The 23,261-nt window shown below is 72.9% G+C and carries 22 protein-coding genes; 13 read left to right on the top strand and 9 right to left on the bottom strand.

Annotated features, from left to right (window positions below):
• Positions 1-2: 2 nt before the first annotated feature.
• The 4 genes from ddaH to ABEB09_RS30005 all read left to right on the top strand — a co-directional run bounded on the left by ddaH (position 3) and on the right by ABEB09_RS30005 (position 2,776).
• Positions 3-815 (top strand): dimethylargininase, encoded by an 813-nt coding sequence (gene ddaH, locus ABEB09_RS30020; RefSeq protein WP_345693049.1) that lies wholly within the window; start codon positions 3-5, stop codon positions 813-815.
• Positions 816-1,333: 518 nt separating this feature from the next.
• A complete protein-coding gene (locus ABEB09_RS30015; protein ID WP_345693048.1) occupies positions 1,334-1,810 on the top strand; it encodes a hypothetical protein in 477 nt (158 codons plus the stop codon).
• Between the two features lie 247 nt (positions 1,811-2,057).
• On the top strand, positions 2,058-2,294 hold the full coding sequence (locus tag ABEB09_RS30010; RefSeq protein WP_345693047.1) for a DUF6186 family protein: 237 nt from the start codon (positions 2,058-2,060) through the stop codon (positions 2,292-2,294).
• 56 nt (positions 2,295-2,350) lie between these two features.
• Entirely contained in the window at positions 2,351-2,776 is a 426-nt protein-coding gene (locus ABEB09_RS30005) for a DUF6256 family protein (RefSeq protein WP_345693046.1), read from the top strand.
• A gap of 23 nt (positions 2,777-2,799) precedes the next feature.
• Here ABEB09_RS30005 and ABEB09_RS30000 read toward each other — a convergent pair whose 3' ends face one another.
• Positions 2,800-3,477, bottom strand: a complete 678-nt coding sequence (locus ABEB09_RS30000; RefSeq protein ID WP_345693045.1) for a macro domain-containing protein — start codon at positions 3,475-3,477, stop codon at positions 2,800-2,802.
• A 114-nt stretch (positions 3,478-3,591) separates the two neighbouring features.
• Between ABEB09_RS30000 and ABEB09_RS29995 the strand changes: the two genes are divergently transcribed.
• Complete coding sequence (locus tag ABEB09_RS29995) at positions 3,592-5,211, top strand: ADP-ribosyltransferase domain-containing protein (protein ID WP_345693044.1); 1,620 nt, start codon at positions 3,592-3,594, stop codon at positions 5,209-5,211.
• Positions 5,212-5,251: 40 nt separating this feature from the next.
• On the opposite strand, the gene ABEB09_RS29990 is transcribed toward ABEB09_RS29995, so the two are convergent.
• The 5 genes from ABEB09_RS29990 to ABEB09_RS29970 all read right to left on the bottom strand — a co-directional run bounded on the left by ABEB09_RS29990 (position 5,252) and on the right by ABEB09_RS29970 (position 9,368).
• Positions 5,252-5,758 carry a hypothetical protein gene (locus tag ABEB09_RS29990; RefSeq protein ID WP_345693043.1) on the bottom strand — a complete coding sequence of 169 codons (507 nt, stop codon included), beginning with the start codon at positions 5,756-5,758 and terminating at the stop codon, positions 5,252-5,254.
• Positions 5,759-5,893: 135 nt separating this feature from the next.
• Positions 5,894-6,760 carry an MOSC domain-containing protein gene (locus tag ABEB09_RS29985; RefSeq protein WP_345693042.1) on the bottom strand — a complete coding sequence of 289 codons (867 nt, stop codon included), beginning with the start codon at positions 6,758-6,760 and terminating at the stop codon, positions 5,894-5,896.
• 182 nt (positions 6,761-6,942) lie between these two features.
• The gene (locus ABEB09_RS29980) at positions 6,943-7,398 is read right to left on the bottom strand and encodes an ATP-binding protein (protein ID WP_345694133.1); all 456 of its coding nucleotides are present in this window, start codon (positions 7,396-7,398) and stop codon (positions 6,943-6,945) included.
• Positions 7,399-7,492: 94 nt separating this feature from the next.
• Positions 7,493-7,882, bottom strand: coding sequence for a VOC family protein (locus tag ABEB09_RS29975; protein ID WP_345693041.1), 390 nt, complete (start codon positions 7,880-7,882; stop codon positions 7,493-7,495).
• A gap of 121 nt (positions 7,883-8,003) precedes the next feature.
• Positions 8,004-9,368 (bottom strand): LCP family protein, encoded by a 1,365-nt coding sequence (locus ABEB09_RS29970; protein ID WP_345693040.1) that lies wholly within the window; start codon positions 9,366-9,368, stop codon positions 8,004-8,006.
• 99 nt (positions 9,369-9,467) lie between these two features.
• Here ABEB09_RS29970 and ABEB09_RS29965 point away from each other — a divergent pair, with 99 nt between their 5' ends.
• From ABEB09_RS29965 to ABEB09_RS29955, 3 genes are all read left to right on the top strand, one after another.
• Positions 9,468-9,995, top strand: coding sequence for a nucleoside-triphosphatase (locus ABEB09_RS29965; protein WP_345693039.1), 528 nt, complete (start codon positions 9,468-9,470; stop codon positions 9,993-9,995).
• Between the two features lie 150 nt (positions 9,996-10,145).
• Positions 10,146-12,224, top strand: a complete 2,079-nt coding sequence (locus ABEB09_RS29960; protein WP_345693038.1) for a DUF4139 domain-containing protein — start codon at positions 10,146-10,148, stop codon at positions 12,222-12,224.
• Positions 12,225-12,232: 8 nt separating this feature from the next.
• A complete protein-coding gene (locus ABEB09_RS29955) occupies positions 12,233-13,819 on the top strand; it encodes a mucoidy inhibitor MuiA family protein (protein WP_345693037.1) in 1,587 nt (528 codons plus the stop codon).
• Positions 13,820-13,982: 163 nt separating this feature from the next.
• Here ABEB09_RS29955 and ABEB09_RS29950 read toward each other — a convergent pair whose 3' ends face one another.
• Positions 13,983-14,687, bottom strand: a complete 705-nt coding sequence (locus tag ABEB09_RS29950) for a GNAT family N-acetyltransferase (RefSeq protein WP_345693036.1) — start codon at positions 14,685-14,687, stop codon at positions 13,983-13,985.
• Positions 14,688-14,864: 177 nt separating this feature from the next.
• On the opposite strand from ABEB09_RS29950, the gene ABEB09_RS29945 reads away from it, so the two are divergent.
• From ABEB09_RS29945 to ABEB09_RS29930, 4 genes are all read left to right on the top strand, one after another.
• Positions 14,865-15,713 (top strand): rhomboid family intramembrane serine protease, encoded by an 849-nt coding sequence (locus tag ABEB09_RS29945; protein WP_345693035.1) that lies wholly within the window; start codon positions 14,865-14,867, stop codon positions 15,711-15,713.
• 128 nt (positions 15,714-15,841) lie between these two features.
• Positions 15,842-16,297 carry a VOC family protein gene (locus ABEB09_RS29940; RefSeq protein ID WP_345693034.1) on the top strand — a complete coding sequence of 152 codons (456 nt, stop codon included), beginning with the start codon at positions 15,842-15,844 and terminating at the stop codon, positions 16,295-16,297.
• Between the two features lie 297 nt (positions 16,298-16,594).
• Positions 16,595-17,584, top strand: a complete 990-nt coding sequence (locus ABEB09_RS29935; protein WP_345693033.1) for an SAM-dependent methyltransferase — start codon at positions 16,595-16,597, stop codon at positions 17,582-17,584.
• A 173-nt stretch (positions 17,585-17,757) separates the two neighbouring features.
• Positions 17,758-19,059 (top strand): SgcJ/EcaC family oxidoreductase, encoded by a 1,302-nt coding sequence (locus ABEB09_RS29930; protein WP_345693032.1) that lies wholly within the window; start codon positions 17,758-17,760, stop codon positions 19,057-19,059.
• Positions 19,060-19,116: 57 nt separating this feature from the next.
• Here ABEB09_RS29930 and ABEB09_RS29925 read toward each other — a convergent pair whose 3' ends face one another.
• Positions 19,117-19,746 (bottom strand): TetR/AcrR family transcriptional regulator, encoded by a 630-nt coding sequence (locus tag ABEB09_RS29925; protein WP_345693031.1) that lies wholly within the window; start codon positions 19,744-19,746, stop codon positions 19,117-19,119.
• A 76-nt stretch (positions 19,747-19,822) separates the two neighbouring features.
• Here ABEB09_RS29925 and ABEB09_RS29920 point away from each other — a divergent pair, with 76 nt between their 5' ends.
• The gene (locus ABEB09_RS29920) at positions 19,823-21,988 is read left to right on the top strand and encodes an MMPL family transporter (protein ID WP_345693030.1); all 2,166 of its coding nucleotides are present in this window, start codon (positions 19,823-19,825) and stop codon (positions 21,986-21,988) included.
• A gap of 91 nt (positions 21,989-22,079) precedes the next feature.
• Here ABEB09_RS29920 and ABEB09_RS29915 read toward each other — a convergent pair whose 3' ends face one another.
• Positions 22,080-23,246, bottom strand: a complete 1,167-nt coding sequence (locus ABEB09_RS29915; protein WP_345693029.1) for a family 2 encapsulin nanocompartment cargo protein terpene cyclase — start codon at positions 23,244-23,246, stop codon at positions 22,080-22,082.
• Between the last annotated feature and the right edge of the window lie 15 nt (positions 23,247-23,261).

The raw sequence follows: 23,261 nt of genomic DNA, 5'->3' as shown, positions 1-23,261 counted from the left end.
CGATGCGTACCGCACGGCCGAGGCACTACCTCATGTGCCGGCCCACCCACTTCGACGTGGTCTACTCCATCAACCCGTGGATGGACCCGGCGAAGCCCGTCGACACCCAGCTGGCCATCGCCCAGTGGGAGCGGCTGCGCGAGGTCTACCTCGGCCTCGGGCACACCGTCGACCTGATCGACCCCGTACCCGGACTCCCCGACATGGTCTTCGCGGCCAACGGCGCCACGGTCGTCGACGGCCGCGCCCTGGTGGCGAGGTTCCGCGACGCCGAGCGCATCGCGGAGGGCCCGGCGTACCACGCCTGGCTCCGGGACAACGGCTTCCCCGACCTGCGTACGGCCGACTTCGTCAACGAGGGCGAGGGCGACTACCTGCTCACCGGGGACTGGCTGCTGGCCGGCACCGGCTTCCGCAGCGACCCCCGCTCCCATGACGAGGCACAGGAGTACTTCGGGCGCCCCGTCATCGGCCTCACGCTGGTGGACCCCGACTACTACCATCTCGACACCGCCCTCACGGTGCTGGACGACGAGACGATCGCCTACTACCCGCCGGCCTTCTCGCCGGGGAGCCGGGCCGTCCTGCGCCGCCTGTTCCCCGACGCGGTCGTCGCCACCGCGGAGGACGCCGCGGTCTTCGGCCTGAACGCCACGTCGGACGGCTACAACGTGGTGCTGCCGCACAACGCCCCGGGGCTCATCGGGCAGCTCCGCGACCGCGGCTTCAACCCGATCGGAGTGGACCTCTCCGAGCTCCTCAAGGCCGGCGGCAGCGTGAAGTGCTGCACCCTGGAACTGCGCCGGGCCACCTGAGCACCGCAGCGCCCCGGACGGTCCCGGGACGCTCGGCCGACGGTGCCGTGCGGGCACCTCGCCCGCACGGCACCGTTCCTTCTGGACGCGGCCTTTCCGGACGCGTCGTCAGTCGTCGAGCAACCGCCATGCGGTGAGCGCGGGTCTGCCGCGGGTCAGTCCGATACGGGCGACGGCGGCCACGCCGGGGGTGTCCCGCACGGTGTCCTGGGGCATCTCGACCAGGAGCGCCAGGGCGCGGCGACGACGTGGAGCGGCAGGTCGGCGGCGATGCCCGGAAGCCGTAACACCCGTGCCATGGCCGCCCCGTCGCCGCCGGCGCTGATCGCCGGTGGAAGCCGCGGCACCACCCCATCGACGACGCGCTGTCGGCGCTGTACGGGGAGGGGATGTTCGGCGACACGGCCCGGAGCCACCAGGGTGACCCCGGCTGATGTGGACACCTCATGACGCGCCATCATGGGGGCATGATCCATGGGGAAGTGAGCAGTCCGGTTGTCGCATGTCCTGGTTGCCGGATGACGCAGAACGCACCGGTGGCCGAGGCCCGTAGCGACGGACGGGGGCGGCGCGACGACCTGGCGACCAGGCTCGCTCCGGCACCGGAGCACTCCGGCGACGGCTGCGTCCACTTCGTCGAGGGCATGGTGATCGCCTTCGTGGCCGGCGCCGCCGGAAAGTACTTCGCCGATGACCGCGGTCTGCCGTGGCTCACCGCCGTCGGCGCTGTCGTGGCGGTCCTCATCGTCGTGGGCACCATCGCCCTCCTCCGTTCGGAGACCCGCGACGCACGGCGGGTGCGGGCCGGAGCCCCGCAGGCGGCCGCCCTCACCGCCGGGGCCCGCTACTGCTACACCTGCCGGGGCGTCTTCCACTCCTCGGGCGGCCCCTGGCAGGGCCTGCTGACGCCGGAACAGTTCCGCCGGCACGTCTGGACGGCCGCCGGCTACGGAGACCTGCTCGACGCGAAGGCGAAGGGGGACGAACGGTCCTGAAGGGCCGGCCGGTGTGCGGCTTCCCGCCGCACACCGGCATCGTCACACGTACGTGCCGCGGTCGCGCCGCCGTCAGGCGGCGCGGTGCCACACCCCGCTCGTGGCCCGTACCGGAACCGCCCTCCCCGACACGCCGACAGGGCGCCCGATCCATCCCGGTATCCCACGCTTCACCCCGTCCGTGACGGATGATGGGCCCGGCTGCCCCGAGGGCGGCCAGCCAGCGCACGCGCGTGTGGAGGTCGCGATGGCGGAGCATCCGGTGATCGGGTATCTCGTCTGGGCTTTTCTGTTCGGTGCCTTGTTCGCCTGGGAGGGCCTGGCCCTCGTACGGACAGGGGACGGTTTCCCCACCCTCAGCGACGCCCTGCGCGCGGTGATGCGCTATCCGGTGGGGCGGTGGGCCCTGTTCGCGCTGTGGTTGTGGTTCGGCTGGCACACCTTCGTCCGCGGCTGGCACTTCCTGCTCCGGGACGCCCTGTGACAGCGCGCCGCCGGACCCGCCCGACCCATCGGACCCGCCGGCCCTAGGACCGCACCGTGCTCCCCCTCCCCCTCAACATCGGGCTCATGCTGACCGGCTACCTGCTGGTCATGGGCTACCTGGCCCTCGGCCTGCTGCTCCTGCGCCGACAACCGCCCGGTCCGGGGAAGGCGTCCGGAGAGCCCGAGCGCCGCCTCGCGAAGCAGCTGGCCCCGGCCGCGGCGCGAACCGGCTGGCCCGGCCTGATCCGCCAGGTGGCCGGCACGGTCTTCGGCGGGTACGTGCTGCTCATGGCCGTGGTGGTCGGCTACTACCACGGCGTGGCCCGCCTGGGTGGCCGCTTCCTCGCCAGCGCGTTCACCGGTTGCGCGACGCTGGCGGGGGTCGCCCTGCCGGTGTTCTTCACCGCCTCATGGCTCGCCGAACGACGGCACCGCAGGCACCGCGATCCCAGGGCCCGTCACGGCGACGAAGAGAGCTGACCCCCCTCCGCCGTCGACGGGAGTCAGCGACGAGCAGCGCGGCGCTTGGGCGGCGCTATGCGTACCCGCTGCTCCGCGGGCGCGCTCTCGATGTCGTCGAGCTGCGCGGTGATCGTGCCGCGCAGCTCGTCGTCGTCCTCGAAGGAGAAATCGTTGAAGAGCGTGTAGCCCGTCCACATCAGGTTGGCGCACACCCGTGCCGGTACGCGGCCGGTCCGTGCGCCCATGCCGACCAGCGCGACCGACTCGATGCTGCCCGGCGCTTCCTTGTTCTGCCGGTGGATGGCCTGGAACGCGGCGGCACACGCCAGAGCCACGTTCAGGGTCTCGCTCACGTTCTGCGAGGACGTTTCCATGGTCGGCGTCGAGATCAGGAACTTCGGATCGACCGCCCCGGACGCGACGCACACCGCGCTGCCCACCGGGAGGCTACCGGCGTACCGGTCCCGAATCGCCCGCTGCACGCGCAGCTGGATCCCCGCCCCGAGGTGCCGCTTGATGGCCGCGTCGACGCCCCCGTCCATCCGGCCACGGGAGTTGGTCGGGCTCACCCAGGCATCGACCTCCTCGTCGAGGATCGAGCCCTTGCGGATCTCGATCCCGGGCGTTTCGGCGAACGCCGCCCGCCACGCCTCCACCACCTGCGTGTTGATGTCGGTCAGCACCACCCTGAGCGGCGACTGCACACGGTTCACGGTCATGAATCCACTCCCATCGAGAAAACGACTCGTCCCCACCACTCACGACGCTACCGGCCCCCACTGACAACGCAGTTGGGAGCGGCGTTGTCGTACCCCGCTGCTAGCCTCCCGGCCATGATCGATGCCAACACCCCTGCTCAGCCCGACCCGAGCGACCCGCTGGCCCTTGCCGGACTGTTCAAGGGCGGCGGTGAACCGTGGCTCCCGCTGCTCAAGCCGCTCATCGAGGAACAGCCGGACGCGGCCACGTTCATCGGCCCGGGCCGCGGCCAGGACGTCGTTCCCGTCCGCGAACTGACCTTCCAGGCGCTCAAGCCCAATCCACCGCACAAGTGGAAGGTCGTGGTCTTCGGCCAGAACCCGTATCCGAGGCCCGAGAGCGCCACCGGCATCGCCATGTTCGACAACACCTTCCACGACTGGAAGGACAGCCAGTTCGGCAGGGTCGTCAGCATCCGCTGCATCATCAAGGCGGCGGCGATGTGGAAGTACGGGATCCCCAAGAAGACGCCGATCGCCGACATCCGTGCGCTCCTGAAGGAGCAGGACACGGTCCAGCCGCCGGAATGGTTCCAGGCGATGCTCACGCAGGGTGTCCTGCTGCTGAACGCGGCGCTCACCGCGAGCAGTGACGGATCGACGGGAACGGACCGGCACACCGCGTTCTGGCGTCCGGTCGCCGAGCGGATCGTCGAGGAGATCCTCAAGGCCAAGCAGAACGCCGACGAGGAGGACCGCGGTGTCGTCTTCGCGTGGTGGGGCGCTCACGCGCGCAACCTGAAGAAGGTCGTCCTCCAGCTCCAGGCGAAGTATCCCGACGTCGAGGTCAGGCACATCGACCACCCCAACCCGGCGGCGCAGGGCGACATATTCTGCGAGGGCGACCCTTTCGGCGTGGTGAACGCGGCCCTCGCTTCGCTGGGCGCCGACGAGATCGACTGGCTGCCGAGCAAGGGGTGGGACAAGCTCGCGGCGGAGGCCGACGGGGCGGACGGCGACGTCGCCGGACGCATGGGCGCCTTCATCGCGTCGACCATGGAGCTGCACCAGCTCTATCTCGAACGGCTCGCAAGCGTCAAGGACGAGGGCCTCGCCCTCCCCGCGATCACCGGCGTGTTCGACACCCCGCTCATGGACTTCCGCGAGGCCGTCGGCCCGGTCGCCGAGCTGCTGTCCGGCCTCGACCGGCACGTGCGGCGGTCGCTGGAATTCGGCAAGAGGCGGGCGGACGAGCCGGCCGGCGGCGGCCTGTCCGCCGACGCGATCGCCGCCCTCTACCTCTACACCTGCGAGTCCGCGTTCTACCGGGAGATCAACGCCATCCTGCGCTCCCCGGACCGGACCAGGCTCGTCCCGTACCTCCCTTATCTGCGGCTGCTGTTCGCGGCGGTGTCGGGGCTTCCCGCCCGCACGCAGCCGTTGTGGCGGGGTGTTTCGCTGGACCTGCGGGCGCAGTACCCGCTCGGGCGGACCGTGACCTGGTGGGGCGTGTCCTCGTGCACGTCGGAGCTGAGCGTGGCACGGGCTTTCCTCGGCAGCCGTGGCAAGCGGACGCTCTTCGAGGTGGTGCCCGCCCGCGCCGTGGGCATCCGCAGTTTCTCGGCGTTCACCGGCGAGGAGGAGTTCCTGCTGCTGCCGGGCACGCAGCTCGAGGTCACGGACGTGAAGGCGGAACGCGGCGGCCTGTGCACCGTCAGGCTGACGGAACTGGCAGAGCAGCCCCTCGTGTCCTGAGCGGCGCCGACACGACGCCCCGGGCCGGTGGGCGCGTCGGTCAGGGGGTGGGTCGGGGGCGGCGGCGCCGGTAGTACGCGACGGTCACCGCCCCCAGCAGGGGTCCCCAGAGGATCAACGGTTGGTAGAGGATGCCGACGACCAGCTTTCCGGTGTCGGTCATGTCGTCGTGGGGGAACGTCCACCACCACGGGACGTTCCACCACAGCACGGTGAGCGCCAGCGCGCCGAGCGCGGCCGGTATGACGGCCGCCATCGGCCGCACCGTGCGCCCGCCGATCAGCGGGATCCAGCGTGGCGTGGTCTCACCCCACGGCCGCACCAGCCCGACCGTGAGGAAGGCCAGGGCCTCGCAGACCACGCTGAGGGCCACCATGTACACCTTCGCCGTGGGCGACTGGAAAGGGACGAAGCCCTCCTCCGTGTATCCGGCCGGGTGGCCGAGCGCGAGGGCGATCCGCCACAGTCCGCTGGGGAGGACGACGAGCGTCGTGAGATGGGCTGCCCAGACCGCCCAACGGGGTGCCGGCGACGAGTTCACGTTCATGTGGTCGATGCTGCTGGGTGACGCGATGGTCCACGTCCGCCCGGAGGAGGGACCGCCTCCCCCGGGCGGCGGAGGCGGACCCGTACCGACGACCGCCTGCCGCGGCGGCACCTGAACGCGCCGCCAGGAGGGTCCTCACCGTTCGGCGTCGCCCCACTCGTCGACCACCAGCTCGTCGCCGACCGACAGCTTCCCCGGCCGTACGACGGAGAACTTCGCGCCGAACACCACGCCGCCGGTCGCCGCTCGCCGGTAGCTCGCGAGCGTACGCAGCGGCTCCGGTCCCCGCCGCGCCCCGGCCTCCTGCTCGACCAGGGTGACCGCGCAGCGCACCGCGAGCTTGGCGTACCCCAGCTCGGCCTCGCCGACGGTGATGCGGCGCGCGCGGTCCTCGGCGTGCGGGACGGCCGCCCAGTCGCCGCTCTCACTGTCGGGGCGGCTGTCGACGACGATGTTGGGGCGGAAGCGGTTCATCGGCAGGGCCGGGGCACCGGCCTCGGCCATGCGCCGGTTGAGGAGCGCGAGGGACGAGCGGGACAGCAGGTGTACGGCGCTGCTGTCGGCGTATCCGGAGCGGCCGGGGGTCAGGCCGTCGGTGATCCGGTCGTGCTCCGGCGGCACGCGGACGAGGCGGCTGGGGGTGCCGAGGACGTCCGAGAGCCAGGTGGCGGCGTCGTCGCCCTGGTCGATGCCCTGGAAGGCGGCGCCGAACAGGTCGACGTCGCGGCGCGGCGCCGACGTGGTCACGTCGACGTGCACCGTGCCGTATCGGCCCGTCGGATCGGCAGCGTCGAGGGTGAGCCGAGTGCCGTCGGTACTGACGGTGGGCCGGATCAGGGCGAGGCGCGGGTGGCGGCGCTGGGTGCGGTAGACCCCCTCCTCGCTGACGACCATGAAGCTGCGGTCGTGCGCGAGGCCCGCCGGTGTCAGGAGCGCGTCGCTCATCGACGTGCCCGCGCATCCCTTGACGGGATAGCAGATCAGATCCACGACGTCGGCCATGCGCCGCCCGCCCCCTTCGGTCGACGACCAGGTGAGAACATCCGTCCTGATGGGCGACGCCATCAGTCCCGAAGTGATCCAAACACCCGAAGATCCTTTCGCCAGGAGTTCTCAGGACATCGCACAGGACGGGACCGCGCCCGCGAAGGGGACGTGGGCGATGCCGGGGCGCTTTCGGGAGCCTAGGCCGCCACGGCCAGATCGGCCCAGTGGGTCGCGCGGCCCGTCTCGCAGCGGTCTCCGTGGGCGACGGCCAAGCGGTCGACCACGTACAGGCCTCGGCCGTGTTCGCCGTCGCGGCAGCTCGCCGCCCACTCGCCTTCCCGGGCGGCGGGGCCTCCGTCGGTGACCTCCACCCGCACCCGCCCGGTGCTCGGATCGCCGCCGCCGAGGCGCAGGGCGATGGGCGGCATGGCGTGCTCCACCGCGTTGGTGACGAGCTCGGACACCACCAGCAGCACGTCATCGGCCGTCTCCCGGCACACGTGCCAGCGGCCCAGGGTCCGCTCGGTGATCCTGCGGGCCTCTCCGACGGCCTCCGGCCGGTGCGCCAGGATCCACGGTCCGCCGTCCGTCGGTACATCCCGGGCCTCGGCCCGCCGCCGGGAGAGGCCGTCGATGTCGACGAAGGCGTCCATGGTGATCACCTCTCCTTACGGCACACCATTTCCAGAGAGGGAAACGACCAGAGCCCGGCCGGCATTCCCCGGCCGGGCGCCCAGGAGCGGTCGGTCACCTCTCCTGGAGCACGGAGAGGACGTTCCCGGCGGGGTCGGTGAACCACGCGATCGCCTTGGGGCCGCCGTCGCCCCGGACGATGCCCTTCTCGTCGTGGTCGAACTCGGGGTAGCGCTCGAGGGTCACGCCGCGGCGCTCCAGTTCGGCGACGGCGGCGTCGACGTCGTCCACGGGGAAGTTGAGGACCGTGAACGTCGCCGGGGTGTGCGACTCCTTGGGGTAGACGAAGATCTGGGCGCCGCTGCCGAGCTTGAGGACCAGCGTCCGCATGTCGCCCTCACCGGTCTCCTCCACCTGGAGGCCGAGCGTCTCACCGTAGAACCGGCGGGCCTCGCCGAGGTCGTCGACCGAGAAGCCGCTGAACGCCTTGGACTGTCCGAACATGCCGTGTGTCTCCTTCGCGGGTGGGCCGTCCTGACAACTCAGGGCACACCAGGCCGGCCACGCTCCGGACGCACGCCACGCGGGCGGGGTCCAGATGGTCGCGCGCCCTTCACCCTCACGATCAGCGGGTGGCTCCCGGCCCGGGATCGGCGGCCGGCGTGGTCCCCGGGGGCAGCCGGAGACCGTCCCCCGCGCAGCCGAGGCGGTCGCCGGTCACCGGTGCGCCCTCGGCGACGTTGCGGTCGTAGGTGACCGGCTTCACGGTCACCGGGTCGGTGCCGACGAGGACGTCGAAGAAGCCGTCGTGCCCCGGGACGACCTGCCGTCGCGCGCCGGGCAGCGCCGCGGCGAGGGTGGCCGCGTCCTCCTCCCGGCCGGCGGCGTACCGGATGACGGGCGGCCCGGCGTGGCGTACCGCGGGTGCCGTGCGGGAGGTGTCGGTCACGGCGAATCGCTGCGCGCGCAGGGCCTTGGCGACGGCGGCGTCGTCGACGCGGACCTCGATGCCGGCCGGGTTGGTGGGAGCCGGGTTCTCGGGCACGGGCTGGACGCGGCGGTCGCCCGTGAAGGGCCGGTCCGCGGCGAGCGCGGCCCACAGGGCCTGCGAGCGGGACCTGTGCCAGACCAGGGTGGAGCCGACACCGGGGACGCGGTGGTCGAACTCGCTGATCGGGACCGTCGCGAACTCGGTCCGGCCGGGGTCGAGGCGGCCCAGGACCCACCCGATGTGGACCAGGTCCCACAGGCCGGTCCGGTCGTCGGTGCGGACCGATTTCAGCAGCGTACGGGCCGTGCTCAGCGCGGCGGCGTGCCCGGCGAGCGCCCCGTCCTCCCGCAGCTTCGCCAGCAGGTCGGAGACCATGCGCTGCTGCCGGCGGACCCGTCCGAGGTCGCCGGGGCGGTTGATGCGCCGGGCGCGGACGTACTGGAGGGTGACCCGGCCATCGGTGTGGTGGACGCCGGCGGGGATGTCGAGGCCGGAGTTGATGTCCTGGAGGGGGCGGTCGGTGCAGACGACGGCTCCGCCGAGTCCGTTGATCGCCTGCTCGAAGCCGGTGAAGCCGGTTTCGAGGTAGTGGTCGATGTGCAGTCCGGTGACCTGCTCGACGGTGCGGACGGCCAGGGGTCCGCGGCCGATGGCGTAGGCTCCGTTGATCTTGCCCGTGCGGGCGGGGTGCGTCTGCTCCGCGTACGGGACGTAGGAGTCGCGCGGGATGGAGACGATGCTGGCGCGGCGTTCGTCCGCGGACAGGTGCACCAGCATCATCACGTCCGTGCAGTCGCAGCCCTTGCCGCCGACGTTGAGCCGGCGCTTCTCGGCTGCGGAGATGCCTTCGCGGCTGTCGATCCCGACGACGAGGATGTTCGTGCCGCGGAGAGGGCCGGCGCCCCGTGCCGGGTCCGCCTCCGTCACGGTGTCCGCCGGCAACCACGAGCCGAGGGCAAGGGTGGTCACAAGGGTCAGCGCGATGGTCAGCCTTCGCACGGCACACCCCCAAATGATCATATTAGGTGGATTTCAGACACTAGCCGTAAGAAGGCGAACACGACGGGTTACACGCCGGACGCACGCACGGAGGACGCGATGCCGACACGGATCCTGCTCGAAGGACGCCCGGGCGTGGGCAAGACGACCGCCGTGCGGCGGCTGGCCTCCCTGCTGCAGACCCGTGCGCCCGTCGGTTTCACGACGGAGGAGATCCGGGAGGGCACGGCCCGGGTGGGCTTCGCGCTGGAGACGCTGGACGGCAGGCGGGCCGTGCTCGCGCACGTCGCCTTCCCCGGTCCGCCGCGCGTGGGCCGGTACGGAGTCGATCTGCGCGTCATGGAGGAACTGGCGCTCTCGGCCCTCGCCCCGCTGTCACGGAACGCGGCGCCGGGGGATCTCGCGCTCGTCGACGAGCTGGGCCGGATGGAGCTGGCCAGCTCCGCGTTCCGGGAGGCCGTGCGGGACCTTCTCACGGGGGGTGTCGACCTCGTCGCCACCGTGCAGGCGCGCCACGACCCGTTCACCGACGCCCTCAAGCGCCGCCCCGACATCGAACTGGTCCGGGTCACGGCGCAGAACCGGGATGCGCTGCCCCGGGAACTGGCGGCGCGGCTGGAGACATGAGGCCGGCACGCGTCGCGAGCAGGCGACCGGGCGAGGGCGTCGACGCGCCCCGGCCGTACGGGAGTCCGCCCATATCGGCACTGGGCGCGGACGTGCGGGCCGCCCCGGCGTAGGCTTCGCTCAGCACGGATGCGGCGGGGGGCTGAGCACATGACGGCTGAGACGGCACAGGGGTGGCAGTCCGCCCTCGATTCGGTCGTGGTGTACGCGCAGGGCGCGGTGTGCCGCCGTCTGGCCCGGGGCAGCGTCCCGCCGGACGGACGGGTACGCGTGAGGGGGCTGCCCCGCTCGCTGGACCCGGGTTCGCTGCGCGCTCGTGTCGTGGGCGCCCCCGGAGTGCGCGTCACCGAGGCCCGGGTGGAGGTCGAGGCCGAGCCGCGCACCACCGGTACGCCGCACGAGTCGCGGCGCGAGGTCGAGCGGCTCCGCGACGCGTACGCGGCGGCGCGGGGACGCCGGGACCGGCAGCTGAGCCTCATCGATGAGGTCGGGGCCCTGCGCCCGGTCCCGCCGGCCCGCAGGCGCGAGGACCCGTACCGGCGCACCCCGGTCGACGCGTGGCTGGAGCTGGCCGGCTTCGTCGACGAGCGGCTGGGGGGACTGCACACCCGGCTCGTCGAGCTGGAGGAGGCGCTGGACCGTGTTGAACACGAGCTCGCCGTCGCCGAGGACCGGCTCGCCCGTGCTTCCACCGACGCACCGTCGGCGCACGTGGAGACGACGGTCTGCGCGGTCCTGACCCTCGACGGCACCGGTGACGCGGAAGTGGAGCTGGAGCTGGAGTACGGGGTGCCGGGTGCCGTCTGGGTGCCGGCCTACCGTCTCACGTACCGTCAGGGGGACGGCAGCGGGCGCCTGGTGCTGCGCGCCTCGGTCGCCCAGCGCACCGGCGAGGACTGGACCGGCGTACGCATCGCCCTGGCCACCGCCGACCTGCGACGCCGCACCGACCTGCCGAGGCTCCGCTCGGTCCGCATCGGGCGCCGTCAGCCCGACCCCACGCCCTCCGGCTGGCGAGAGCCCCCGGCGGGGCTCGCCGACCTGTTCGCGGGATACGACGCGGCCGGTCCCCGGCCTGCCACGGTCGCCGCGGCCGTGGCGGTCGCGGCCGGCTCCGCGCCCGTGGGGGCCGCGCCCGTCCCCGTTCCCCCACCGCCACCGCCACCGCAGGGCTACGGCGCGCCGCCGCCCGCTGCGCTTCCGGTGCCCGGCGGCGCCTCCCCCGACGTCTTCGGGATCCCCGCCCCCGCGCAGCAGGTCCGGTCGCGGCCGGGCGCCAAGCCGCGTACCGGCGGCAGGTCCTTCGCGGGGGCTCCCGCCGCCATGGCACCCGCGGCGCCCGCGGCTCCGGGCGGAGCCGCGCCGCCTCCGCCTCCGGCACAGGCGGCCGGTCCACCGCAGCCGAGCGGCGCCGAGCTCGACTACGCCGCCCTCGTCCTGTGCGGTCCGGACGAGCAGGGCGGTCGCAGGGGCCGGCTGTTCCCCGACTCGCCCTTCGACCCGGTGACGGCCGAACACCGCCGCCGCGCCGAGGCGGTGGCGGCGCTGCCGCTGCCCGGACACGCCGTACGGCCCCGTGAGTCGGCGGGCTCCTTCGACCACCGCTTCGACGCCACGGCCCGCGCGGACATCCCGTCGGACGGCACCTGGCACACCGTCACCGTCGCCCAGATCCCGGTCGGCCTGCGCACCGAGTACCTGTGCGTGCCGTCCGTGGAGCAGACCGTGTACGCGACGCTGGTGCTCTCCAACGCCACCGACAAGGCGCTGCTGGCCGGCCCGGTGGAGGTCACCGTCGACGACGACTTCCTGCTGACCGCCGCCCTGCCCACGCTCGCCCCCGGCGGTGTCCGCCGGGTGGGCCTGGGGCCGGCCGAGGGCATCCGGGTCACCCGCCGTACGAACCTCCACGAGTCGGCCTCGGGCCTGCGGGGCAACACCACCGTGCTCGACCACCGCGTCCACGTGGAACTGGCCAACCGCCTCGCGAGGCCCGTCACCGTCGAGGTCCGCGAGCGGGTGCCGGTCACCTCCGAACCGGACGTCCGGATCGAGGAGCGCGCCGACTGGACGGCACACGAGGACGGCACGGGGCCCGAGCACCTCGCCCCGGGCACCCGCGTCTGGCGGGTGGACCTGCCCGCCGGCGGCACCGCCGCCCTCGACGGCGGCTACGAGATCCGCATCCCGGCCGGCAAGGCCCTGGTCGGCGGCAACCGCAGGAGCTGACACACGCCATGTCCACGGCCCCTTCCACGGACCCGTCCACGGCCCCGAAGCCGATCGCCCTCCCCGTCACCGCCGTCACCTGCCTGGAGGACCGCGCCCACATCGAGCGCACCGTCATGCTCGACCTGGAGGCCGGCGTCCAGCGGCTGCGTCTCGGGCCGGTCGGCGCGCTGGCCGTCGACCGTACCCTCCATGCCGAGCTGACCGCCGATCACCCGGCGACCGTGCTCGACGCGCGGATCGTGCGCGGCTGGACGCCCCGAGGGCCGCGGGCCTCCGCCGACGACGATTCCGCCCTGCGCCGCCGCGTGCACGCCCTCGAAGAGGAGCGGCTCGCCCTGGGGCGGCGCCGCGACCGGCTGAACGCCCGCCTCGACCTGCTCGGCCGTCTCGCCGCCGACCTGCTGCGGGAGATCGGCGAAGGCGCCGGCTCCGGGGAGACCGAAGGGCCCCGCTGGGCCCGCGAACTGGACCGGGTGGACACCGAGCGCGACACGTACGGCGAGGAACTCCGCACCGTGGAAGCCCGGCTGACCGCGCTCGCCGTCGAGCTCGGGGAGGCGCGGCGGGCCATGGACCTCGCCGAGGAGGAGCCCCCCGAGCTGGTCGGCCATGTCGAGCTGACCGTGGAGGCCGCGGTCGCCGGGCCGGTCGGGCTCCGGCTGACGCACCTCACCCCGTGTGCGCTGTGGCGGCCGGCCTACCGGGCCGTACTCGACGGGGACTCCCTGACGCTGGAGACCGACGCGGTGGTCTGGCAGCGCACCGGAGAGGACTGGTCGGACGTACGGCTGACGTTGTCGACGGCACGGTCGGCGCTCGCCACGGATCCACCGCGGCTGGACGAGGACCGGCTGACGCTCAAGGACCGCTCCGCCGCGGAGCGGCGCACGGTGGACGTCGAGCTGCGCGAGGAGGAGATCGCGGAGCTCGGCCCCGCCCCGGTGCTCGGCCTTCCCGGGGTGGACGACGGCGGCGAGGCACGGGTGCTGAACTGCCCCGCGCCGGTCTCCGTTCCCGCGGACGGGCGCGCGCACCGCGTGCCGCTCTCCGCCTTCACCACGGCCGCGAGCAGCGAGTACGCCTGCTCACCCGAGCTGTCCCCGCTGGTCACCCGGATGGTGCGGTTCGACAACCTGTCCGGCCACGCCCTGCTCGCCGGGCCCGTGGACCTGGTCCGCGGCAGCGGATTCAGCGGCCGCGGCACGCTGGACTTCACCGCCCCCGGCGCCCCCGTCGAACTCGCCTTCGGCAGCTGCGACGACCATCGGGTGGTCCGGTACGCCGAGGAGTCCCGCGACACCTCCGGAATCATGCAGCGGACCGTGGTCACGCGCACGGTCCGGCTGCACCTGTCCCGGTTCTCCGCCCCGGGGGAGGACGGCGACCGGGTCGTCGTCCTCCGGGAGCGGATCCCGGTCTCCGAGGTCTCGGCGGTGGAGGTACGCCTCCGCAAGGACGCCTGCTCCCCGCCGCCCGACGGGCTCGACGCCGACGGCATCGCCCGCTGGGACGTCACCCTCCCGCCGGGCGGCCGCCGCACGGTCACCCTCGTCTACGAACTGTCCGCGAGCGCCAAGGTCACCGGGCTCTGAACTCGGCGGCCCGCCGCACACCCGCCGCCGCGTCCGGGACGGCCTCCAGGCGGGCGACGAGCTGCGCCGCCAGGGCATCCTCGGCCGGCGCGTGCCCGAGCAGCCCGGTCCACAGACCGCTCGGCAGCTACGGCGGCCGACACGACCGGCGCGCCCGAGGTCGTCACGGAGTGCGGAACCCGCGGAAGGTCACGTGCTTCCGGGACTCGAAGCCGAGTCGTTCGTACAGGGCGATCGCGCCGGTGTTCGCCTCGGCCACGTGCAGGAAGGGGCGTTCACCCCGGGAGAGGATGCGCGCGACGAGCGCGCTCACCAGGCGTGCGGCGTGGCCTCGCCCGCGTGCCTCGGGAGCGGTGCAGACGGCGCTGATCTCGGTCCATCCGGGCGGCCGGAGCCGTTCGCCGACCATCGCCACCAGCGTGCCGTGCTCGCGGATGCCGAGATACGTGCCGAGTTCGTGGGTGCGCGGCCAGAACGGCCCGGGCCGCGTCCGCGCGACGAGGTCGAGCATCTCGGGCACGCTCTCCTCACCCAGTTCGACCACGCCGCTGTCCGGCTCGGCACGAGCGGGCTCGGGGCGGCCGCTGCCGGGCCAGATCATCTGGCGGCCTTCGAGGACGAAGACCGGCTCCCAGTCCGACGGCGGGATGGCCGGGCAACTGAACATGTCGGCGAACTCGCCCCGGCCGAGCAGACGAGCGAGGTCGGCCCACTCCGCCGCGTCCGCGTCGGGAGAGATCGCGGAGAAGGTCGCGACTCCCGGCGTGTAGGTGAAAGCCCGGCCGTGACGGCGGGCGAGGTGTGCGTGGTGGCCGCGGAGCGACTCGCCCACCGGGTCGTCGAGTGCGACGACGTCGCGGTCCACCATGGTGCTGAGCCTCTCGTGTCGGCGACCTGCTTGCAGCCGCAGTCTAATGTTCGGGATCCACGGCTCAGGCGGTAGCCCTACGGTGCGTAGTCGAACCCGGACTGACGTCGTGTGGGCTTGCACTGCCTACGGCGCAATGGGCGGATTCGAGTGCTTCCCACCGGGAAGCTGTCGTTTGTGGTCATTCCCGTTCATGACGTGAATCCGACGCGCCGGACCCCCTGGGTGACGTACGCGCTGATCGTCGCCAACATCGTGGTGTTCCTGCGCACCCCCGGCATGGCCGGTTCGGTGACCGGCGAAAGCGGCCTGGCGCAGTTGTGCCGCCTGGAGGCGTTCCTGGACCAGTGGGCCGCCGTGCCGCGGGAGCTGATCCACGACCGCCTGCCGGGGCTCGTCCCGACGGGCCGGGTGGCCGTGGGTCCGTCCGGGCCCGGATGCGTGGTGGCGCCGCCCGGCTACGACAAGTCGCCGCCCCTGTCCGTGCTGACGTCGGCGTTCCTGCACGGCAGCTGGCTGCACCTGCTCGGCAACATGCTGTTCCTGTGGATCTTCGGCGACAACATCGAGGACCGCCTCGGCCGCGTGCGCTACGTGCTCTTCTACGGCGTGTGCGGCTACGTCGCCGCGTACGGCTTCGCCCTGGCCAACGCCGACTCGACCGCCCCGCTCATCGGCGCCTCGGGCGCCGTCGCCGGAGTCCTGGGCGCGTACCTGGTCCTCTTCCCCACGGCCAGGGTCTGGGTCCTGGTGCCGTTCCTGGTCTTCCTGCCGCTGCGCCTGCCGGCCTGGAGCGTGCTCGGCCTCTGGTTCGGCCTGCAGGCGGTGTTCTCCTACGGCGCCGCCGTGTCCCAGGCCGGCACGGTGGCCTACCTGGCCCACGTGCTGGGCTTCGCCGCCGGAATGCTGCTCGCCTGGCCGCTGCGCCGGGGCACCGCGCCACCGCCGGAGCCCCCGGGCCTGCTGTGGGGCCGCCAGGCACGGCCGGGCGAGCCGTGGCAGGGACGGCCACGCCGTGGCTGGTGAGGCCCTGCGCCGCGGGCCCCGCCCAGGTTGCCCATGGCGGGGATTCATTCCAGGAACTTGACGAGCATGCGCCTGGGGTCTGTTGCGACAGTGGATCGTCTGTCAGACCCGCCTGGGATGCTCCGAGCATGGAGATGACAGTGCAGCTGACGATCGACTGCTCCGATCCGCGGAGAATGGTGACCTTCTGGGCCGAGGCCCTGGGCTACGTGCCTGAGCCTCCACCTGGCGGGCACGCCACGTGGCGTGACTACTGGGCGGCGATGGGGGTGTCCGAGGCAGAGTTGCCGGCCGGTGCCGGGGATGTTCCGGAGTCGATCATCGATCCCGCGGGACGTGGACCGAGGGTGTGGTTCCAGCAGGTTCCGGAGCCGAAGGTCGCCAAGAACCGGTGGCACTTCGACCTGAAGGTCGGCGGTGGCCGCGACGTCCCACTGGACGTCCGCACACAGCGGGTCAAGGCCACGGTGGAACGGCTGGTCAAAGCTGGTGCCACCGTGCTGCGGGTCAAGGACGAGCCGGAGACGGGGCTCTACGCCGCCGCCATGCAGGACCCCGAGGACAACGAATTCGACGTCGTCTGAGGGCCGTTGCGAGGTCATGGCGGACGGAGGGCTTCTCGTACCTCGTGGCCACTACCGGTGCCGGGTGCGGGGTGGTGCGGCGTACGGGGCCGCCCGGCTCGCGGCGAAGCGGCGTGGCCGAGGGGACCGACGAGGTCGCCCGCGGGCGTGCGGAGCCGCTGAAGGCCGCGGCACGGTGCCGCACGTCGGCGCGGCCGATCGGGCGGGCCTGGGCGGCCGCCCAGGTGTGTGCGCCGGGTTTTGCCCGGCGGGCCGGTTAGCTGGTCGGGTACGGACTCGGGCGCAAGGAACCGGTGGGTGAGCGTGGTGCACGACGGCAGGCGGGAATCCTCGTACAAGGGCACCTCATCGAAGGCGATCCTTCATCACTACGACCACCTGGGGCGGTTCTACCGGCTGATCCTCGGGCAGGGGCTGGTCTACTCGTACGGCATGTGGGAGGACGGCGACACGCTGGAGTCCGCGCAGCTGCGCAAGCTCGACCACATCGCGGTGGCGGCGGGCGCCGTCGGCGCGGCGCGGGTGCTGGACGTCGGCTGCGGCTACGGGACCCTCGTTCGGCGCCTGGTGGAGACCCATCACGTCCAGCACGCCGTGGGGATCACCATGAGCCCGGCTCAGGTGTCGTGGGCGCGTGAGCAGGACTGGCCGGGCTGTGAGGTACGGCTGGAGAACTGGTTCGACCACCGGCCCGAGGGCCCGTACGACGCCGTCATCGCGATCGAGGCGATCGAGCACTTCGCCGGGAACACCATGTGGCGGGCCAAGCGCGTCGCCCGCTACCGGGAGTTCTTCCGCCGCAGCCACTCCTGGCTGCGGCCGGGCGGGCGGCTGTGCCTGCAGGCCAACGCCTGGAACGACCGCGGCTGGCTGCCCTCACTGGCGCTCCCTCCCCGGATGCTGGCCCCGCACGCAGACGGCGGCGCCGACGCGGCCGCCCGGCGACGCCGCCTCGACCTCCGGGAGGTCGCCGGGAGCGTCCGGAACCTGCGCGAGGGCCTGCACGCGTCGCGGACGGTGTTCCCCGAGTGCTTCCTGCCCACCCGGGCCGAACTGACCGACGCCGGCGACGGCTTGTTCCGGCTGGTGGAGTCGCGCAGCGATCCGCAGGACGGCGTGCGCACCGTGGCGAGCTGGCTGAGCCGTTCGGAAGCCAACCGGACGCGTGGTGCCGAACTCATCGGCGAGCGGGCGGTGTCCGACATCATCAGGGAACAGCGGGCCGCCTTGAAGTTCCTGAAGGAGGGACGCTTCACGAGCGTCCGCATGGTCTTCGAGAAGGTCTGACCACGGGACGTCCCTGCCCGGCCGGGCCGCGCGAGCACGGGCGTCGGGCCTCCTTCCCGAAGAGCGTTGACTAGAGTCGCACTCCAGTGAGATCTTGCTGTGGCACCCCCGCAGTGACCGGGGCGGGTGGGCAACACCGCTGCGCGGTCCCGGACTTCACAGAGAGAGGGCTCATGAAGGTTCTGCTCATAGGCGCCGACGGTTACATCGGCTCCGCCGTGGCCGATCACCTGGAGCGGGCGGGGCACCAGGTCGTCGCGCTCGTCCGTGCCGCCAGAAGCCGTGAGGGCCGGAAGCGGGAGCAGCGTACGGGCGACCTGTCCCGGCCCTCCTCGCTGGCCGGGGCCGTGACCCCGGACATCGACGCGGTGATCCACCTGGCGACGCCGACCGGAGACGCCGCCGTGGACGCCGCGGCGGTGGACGCGCTGACGTCCCCGCTGCGCGGGACCGGGCGCGCCTTCGTCTACACCAGCGGTGTCTGGGTCCTCGGCGCCACGGGACCCGTCCCCGTCACCGAGGACGCGTCCACCGATCCGCTGCCCGTCGTCGCGTACCGTCCGCGCATCGAGCGGCAGGTGCTGGAGTGCGCCGGCGACGGCGTGCGGGCGGTCGTGATCCGCCCGGGCATCGTTCACGGGCGCGGCGGCGGCATCCCGGCCCTGCTGGTCGATCTCGCGCGCAAGCACCAGGGACCCCGGTACGTCGGAGACGACGGCGTCCGCTGGCCGATGGTCCACGTGGACGATCTGGCGGACCTGTTCGTCCTCGCCGTGGAGCGCGCCGACGGCGGCACCGTCTGGCACGGAGTCGCCGAACCCGCCGTCCCGGTCCGCGACATGGCCGCCGCCGCGGGGCGCGCGGCCGGTACCGACGCGCCTGCGCGCCCGTGGGCGGCGGACGAGGCGGCCGCCGCCCTGGGCGACGACTTCGCCGGGGCGCTCGCCCTGGACCAGAGCGTGAGCGGCGACGCCGCCCGCAAGGCGCTCGACTGGGATCCCCGCCGCATCGGGGCGGTCGCCGACCTGCGCCACGGGTCGTACCGGAGCTTCGAGGTGTTCGGAGGCGTCGACGACGTCCGGGGCGAGATCGACGCGATCACCCGGCTGGTGGCGGAGGTGGAGCGCACCCAGCAGTCGGAACTGCCCGAGGAGTTCATGAGCCTCTTCCGCACGGAGGACCCGGTGTGGACCACGGCCCACGGCCGACGCCTGTCGGGGTGGGACGAGATCAGCGCCTTCACCCACCGGGTGCTTCCCGGCGCCACGGCGCTGTCCACCGCCACGTACGACATCGAGCGCGTTCTGTTCCTGCGGCCCGATGTGGCCGCCGTCAACGTGCGGCAACGGCCCGTCGGCCGCGACGGCCGCCCGCTCGGCGACCGGCCCGAAGGCCGGCCGTTCTACATCCTGGCCAAGGAAGACGGTGTCTGGCGGATCGCGGCCGCCCAGAACACGCAGGTGATCGAAGGCTGACGCCGGGCCCTTCGCAGGGCTTCCGCACGGCTCCCGCAGGGTCCTCAGGACCCGGCTTCAGGGTGCGAGGAGCTGGTGCACGAGGGCGTCGGTGGCCCACTCCTGCCACTCCTCCGGCGCCCACCCCCGCTCGCCGACCAGGAGGACGTACGTCTCCGGGGCGAGCACGGCCAGCGCGATGTCGGCGGCGCGGTCCGGGTCCGTGCCCGGCCGCAGCGCCGCCTTCGCGGCGAGCGCCTCGGCGAAGCGGAGCTGGACGGTGCGGCGCTGTTCGATGTTGGTGCGCCACAGCTCGCCGATCTCGGGATCGGTCGCCGCGGCCGACCGGACCACCTCCAGCAGCGGGGCGACCCGCGCCAGGATCCGGGCGGCCGCGGCCGCTTGGATCCGTACCTGCTCGGCGGGGGGCGCGGCCAGCGCCTCGGCGACCCACGGGCGGTCGAGCGTCGCGATGGGCTCGGCGTCGCCGGCGATCTCGACGTCGAGGAGCTCGGACAGGATCGCCCGCTTCGTGGCGAAGGTGAAGTAGAGCGTCTGCACGGCCATTCCGGCCCGCTCGGCGATGGCCTTCATGGTGGTCGCCGTATAGCCGTGCGCGGTGAACAGGTCCCGCGCCGCGCCGAGCATGCGTGCCCGGTTCGCCGCCGTTCTGGCGAGCCGCGTCCCGGTGTTCTTCCCCGATGCCATCAGCCGTCCCTTCTTGACCGGTCATCGACTCTAGTGGGAATCTCGCTAGAGTCCCACTCTAGTGAAAGCGAGTCCCATGCCGCTCGCCCCCCTCGTACGCCGACTGGTTCCCGCGCACCGCGCCGTCCTGGCCGTGACCGCGCTGGTCGCGATCGCCGCCGGCCTGCTCGGCTCGGGGCTGGAGAAGCACCTGTCGTACGGCGGCTACACCAGCGACTCCTTCGCGTCGGTCCGCGCCGAACGGCTGCTGGCCGAACGATTCGGCGCCGGCTCCCCCAATCTGATCCTGGTGGTCCGGGCCGACACCGACCTCGCGGGCCCGGCGGCGGCCACGGCGGGGAGGACCCTCGTCGCGCGCGTCACACGCACTCCCGGCGTGGTCTCCGTCCAGTCGCCGTGGACCACCGGCGATCCGGCGCTGCGCGCCGATGACAGCCGTACGGGACTCGTGCTGGTCCGGCTCGGGGGCGACGAGGACACCGTCCACCACACCGCGCAGCACCTCGTCCCCCGGCTGACGGGACGACAGGGGCCACTCCACGTCGAGGCGACCGGCGCCGCCAGGGTCAACCAGGAGGTCGAGCGGCGGAGCGCCGAGGACCTGACCCGGGCCGAACTGCTCGCCGCCCCGCTCACCCTGCTGATCCTGCTGATCGCGTTCGGATCGCTGACCACCGCCGCACTGCCGGTGCTCGTCGGCGTGGTGTCCGTGACCGGCACCCTGGCCGTCCTGCGACTGCTCACCGGGTTCACCCCGGTGTCGGTCTTCGCGATGAACCTCACCACCGCCCTCGGGTTCGGCCTGGCGGTCGACTACAGCCTCTTCGTCGTCACCCGCTACCGCGAGGAACTCGCCCGCGGACGCGACATCACCGAGGCGATCGTGGTGAGCCTGCGCACCGCGGGCCGTACGGTCGCGTTCTCGGCGCTGACCGTCATGCTCTCGCTCGCCGCGCTGCTCGTGTTCCCCCTGTACTTCCTCCGGTCGCTCGCGTACGCCGGCATCGCCGTCGTCGCCCTCTCGGCGGTCGCCACCGTGCTGGTCATGCCGCCGCTGCTCGCCCTCGCCGGCCGGCGGATCGACCGGTTCGACCCCTTCGCCCGGCTGCGCCGCCGGACGGGCGGCGGCCTGTGGCGCCGGCTGGCGCTCGGGGTGATGCGCCGCCCCGTCGCGGTGGGAGCCGCCGCCTCGGTCGTGCTGATCGCCCTGGCGATCCCCTTCACCCAGGCGAAGTTCGGGCTCATGGACGACCGGGTCCTCCCCCGCGACAGTCCCGCGCAGCTCGCCGCCGACACGGTACGACGTGAGTTCGCCGACGCGGGCACCTCCCCGGTGGTGATCACCGTCTCGGGACTGGCCCCCTCACGGGAGGCCGCCGACCTGACCGACTACGCGCGGCGGCTCTCCCGCCTCGCGCACACGGAACGGGTCGACACCGCCGTCGGTTCCTTCGCCGCCGGCCGGCGGGTCGGACCGCCACGGGAGGGCTTCCGGACCGGGGCCGACGCCTGGCTCTCCCTGCGCTCCACGGCCGCCCCCGACTCGCCCGCCGCCGAGCGTCAGGTCCGCGCCGTCCGCGCCCTCGCGGCGCCGGGCACCGTGCTCGTGGGCGGCGACGCGGCGACCCTGGCGGACACCAAGGACGTCCTGGCCGACCGGCTCCCCTGGGCCGTTCTGATCATCGCGTCCAGCATGCTGGTCCTGCTGTTCCTGTTCTCCGGCAGCGTGGTGATCCCGGTCAAACAGCTCGTCCTCAACCTGCTGAGCCTGACGGCCTCGTTCGGGGCCATGGTCTTCGTCTTCCAGGAAGGCCGGCTGAAGTGGCTCGTCGGCGACTTCGTCCACACCGGACGGCTGGAGCTGACCGTCCCGCTCCTGATGTTCTGCGTGGCCTTCGGGCTGGCCATGGACTACAGCGTCTTCCTGCTCGCCCGGATCAGGGAGGAGTACGCGGCGACCGCCGACAACACCCGCGCGGTGGCGTTCGGCATGGAGCGCAGCGGCCGGCTCATCACCGCCGCGGCGCTGATCGTGGCGACCGTGCTGGGGGCCATGGCGACGTCGGAACTGGCCGTCCTCAAACTCCTCGGCGTCGGCCTCGCCCTCGCCGTCCTCGTCGACGCGACGATCGTCCGCGGCCTGCTGGTCCCCGCCGCCATGCGGCTGCTCGGCCACCGCAACTGGTGGGCTCCCCGGCCGCTGCGCGCGCTCCACGCCCGACTCGGCCTGAAGGACGAGTGACCCTTCGCGGACCCGCGCCGCCGCCCGCGCTCACCGTCGGGGGGCGGTGCCGTGGTCGACACCGCCCCCCGGAGCATCGGACGAGTCGCTCTCACCAGAAGTCGGGCAGGCTGTAGCGATAGGTGTTGGTCTGGTGCCAGTAGTGGTTGCCGTCCACCCACGCGGCCACTCCCCGCAGGAAGCGCAGCAGGCTCGGAACGGGACAGGCGGCGGCCAGGGCGGCCGCCGCGGCTTCGAAGTCGCGCATGAGCTCGTTGTGGACCTCTACGGCCTTCAGGTAGGCGTCCCGTTCGGAGCACTTCTCGCGTTCGGCGATGACCACGGGCAGGTTCAGGTGCCGACCGGGGCTGTCCTGTTCCTTCGTGTACGAGTAGAGGTCGTTGACGATGGTGGTCGCGTTGCCGGCGAGCGCGATGACGCGCTGCGTGGCGGGCCGGGCGTGCAGGTCGGCCGGCAGTTCGTACCCGCCCACGGTGTCGGTGATGGTGGGACAGGGGCGGAAGTTGTTGAACTGGCGCATCGCCAGGTACTCCCACACCTCGGGGACGTGGCCCTGCTCGGCCCACGCCGCCTCGGCCAGGTATCCCATGTGCAGACGCGCCATGTCGTGGCGGAACCGGTCGGCCTGGGAGGGCGTGGCCTGCCGTACGAGGTACTCCATGGCGGAGCGGTACGCACGCCTGGGCGCGTCCGACTGGAGCGACTCCAGCCACCCGGGCTCGTACTCCTTCGTCGTGTACAGCGGGTCGAGGGCCGTGTGCGCCAGCAGGAGGCGGCTGCCGAGGCCGACGGGCGAGCCGCCGTGGTCCTCGCAGTAGCAGTCGTCGACCGCGTTCTCGGCGACCATCAGCCGCGTGGCGACCATCACGTGGTCGACGGTCGGTGCGTCCGGGTGGCAGGCGACCATGTAGCGGCCGACGGAGAAGCCGTCGAACTGGTCCTCCCACTCCGGAGGGAACACCTGGACCTCGTCGACCGCCCAGGCCTTGATCCTTCGGCTGACCTCAGCCACCCGTACCGGATCCGGCTCCGGTACGGGGTGGTGGTACAGGCCCGGGATCGGCCTGCCCTCCCCGGTCGGCGCGGGCTCCTCCGGCGCCGGTGGCTCCTCGCCCCCGGCCGGGAGCAGGCCCGCCGTGCCCAGACCACTGGGGCCGCGCAGGATCCGTTCCTGGACCGGGACGGTGACGTCGGCGCCGAGGGGGGCCGCAGCGGTGGGCAGGCTCGATTGCAGAGGGGAAAGAGCAGGATCGGGCATCCGTAGCTCCTCGGT

Source organism: Streptomyces coeruleoprunus, assembly GCF_039542925.1.
GTDB lineage: Bacteria > Actinomycetota > Actinomycetes > Streptomycetales > Streptomycetaceae > Streptomyces > Streptomyces coeruleoprunus.
Note: the sequence above shows the minus strand (reverse complement) of the source record. Positions and strands in the feature narration are given on the sequence as shown.